This window comes from Frankia canadensis (assembly GCF_900197875.1).
Taxonomy (GTDB): domain Bacteria; phylum Actinomycetota; class Actinomycetes; order Frankiales; family Frankiaceae; genus Frankia; species Frankia canadensis.
Map to the genome: position 1 here is coordinate 1 of NZ_FZMO01000402.1, position 1,770 is coordinate 1,770.

A 1,770-nucleotide genomic window follows, 5' to 3' on the forward strand; every position below is an offset into this window, starting at 1 on the left:
CCCCCGCCCTGACCCAACCGGCCCATGCACACCCGCTTCCCGGGAGGTCCCCGCATGAACCCGGCACCAGCCCAGCTCGCGGCGCCCGCCACGGGCGCGGCCGACCCATCCGCCCCAACAGACGGGGGACTGCGCATCCAGGCCGTCAGCTACGGCTACCGGGGCCGGCGCGGTGCCCTGCCCGCGGTCGACAGGGTGAGCTTCGACGTGCCCCGCGGCGGGATGGGCGTGCTCGTCGGCCCGTCGGGCTGCGGGAAGTCGACGTTGCTGCGGCTGGTGGCGGGGCTGCTCGAACCCGACACCGGCAGCATCGACGTCGGCGGAGTGACCCCGGCGCGGCTGCGCGCGCAGCGGCGGGCGGGGTTCGCCTTCCAGGATCCGGGGCTGCTGTCGTGGCGCACGGTGCGCCGCAACATCGAGCTGCCGTTCGACCTGGCCGGTCTGCCGAAGGACCGGGCCTGGACCGACCACCTGCTGGAGATCACCGGGCTCACCGAGTGGGCCGACCGGCGCCCGCGGGAGCTGTCGGGCGGGATGCGTCAACGGGTCGCCCTCGCCCGCGCGCTGGCGACGCGGCCCGAGGTCCTGCTGCTCGACGAGCCGTTCGGCGCGCTCGACGAGATCACCCGCTCGGACCTGAACCTGGAGCTGCTGCGGATCCTGTCCGACACGGGCACGACCTGCCTGTTGGTCACCCACTCCGTGGACGAGGCGGTGCTGCTCGCGGACGTCGTCGTCGTGCTGGGGCGCCGGCCGTGCGCGGTGCGCGCCGTCCTGGACGTGCCGCAGCCGCGGTCGCAGCGCCGGGCGGCGCGGGACACCCCGGAGTTCTCGGCCCGCTGCCGGGCCGTGCGCGAGGAGCTGGAGGCCGGACGATGACCCTCACCTCGCAGCGGTGGGTCAGGCCGGGGCGCCTGGCCCGTGCGGGCGGTGCGTCCCCCGTCGCCGTCGCCGCTGGCCCGATCGGGGGATCACCGCTCACCCGGGCGGTGGTGACGGCCGTGGCGATCGCGGCGCTGCCCGGTGCCTGGGCGGTGCTCGCCGCGACCGGCTGGCTCGGCCCGGGCTTCGTCGGCCCGGTCGACACCGTCCGCACGCTGCACGACGAATGGTCGATGATCTGGTACAACGCACGCCCGACGCTGAGCGCGACCGTCACCGGCGCCGTCATCCTGCTCGCCGTCACCGTACTCGGGATGATGGTCGTGGCGGTCATCCCGGCGATCGCCACGGCGCTCGGCGGGCTGTCGGTGGTGGTCGGCTCGCTGCCGCTGATCGCCGTGACGCCCGCGCTCGCCCTGGTGATCACGCGAGGAGCCCGGCTGGTCACCACGGTCACCGTGCTCTCCGGCCTGGTGCCGGTGGCCGCGATGCTGGTCGGCGCGGCGGTCGCGGCGGCCCGCGGCCGGGAGGACCTCGGTGCTCTCTACGCCACTCCCCGGCTGCGCTGGTGGCGGCACGTCGGCTTCTGGCACACCGTGCCCGTGCTCGACCTCGGCCTGCGGGCGATGCTGCCGGCCTGCTTCGTCGGCGCGATCGTCGCCGAGTGGTCGGGGGCGACCGGCACCCGCGGTCTCGGCCAGGTGATGGTCAACGCGCTGTTCAGCTACCAGCCGGCGCTGCTGTGGGCCTCGCTGTTGGTCGCCGCGGCGGCGGCCCTCGGTCTGTTCGCCATCGCGGCCGCGATCATGGCCCCGCTCCGTCGGAGGGTGCGGTGACGACCACTGGCATGGCCCGATCGGCCCGGCCTGAGCGGACCAGCCCGCGCCC

Annotated in this window: 2 protein-coding genes; both read left to right on the plus strand. The window is 75.5% G+C overall.

Going from position 1 to position 1,770, the window contains the following annotated elements:
• The first annotated feature begins 54 nt into the window (after positions 1 to 54).
• The gene (locus tag C1A33_RS24690; protein WP_101833758.1) at positions 55 to 879 is read left to right on the plus strand and encodes an ABC transporter ATP-binding protein; all 825 of its coding nucleotides are present in this window, start codon (positions 55 to 57) and stop codon (positions 877 to 879) included.
• Complete coding sequence (locus tag C1A33_RS24695) at positions 876 to 1,718, plus strand: ABC transporter permease (protein ID WP_101833760.1); 843 nt, start codon at positions 876 to 878, stop codon at positions 1,716 to 1,718. Before C1A33_RS24690 ends, C1A33_RS24695 begins: the two co-directional genes overlap by 4 nt.
• The last annotated feature ends 52 nt before the right edge of the window (positions 1,719 to 1,770 follow it).

Coding starts and splice junctions, on each gene's coding strand:
- C1A33_RS24690 (WP_101833758.1), top strand. CDS start 55: ATGAACCCGGCACCAGCCCAGCTCGCGGCGCCCGCCACGGGCGCGGCC.
- C1A33_RS24695 (WP_101833760.1), top strand. CDS start 876: ATGACCCTCACCTCGCAGCGGTGGGTCAGGCCGGGGCGCCTGGCCCGT.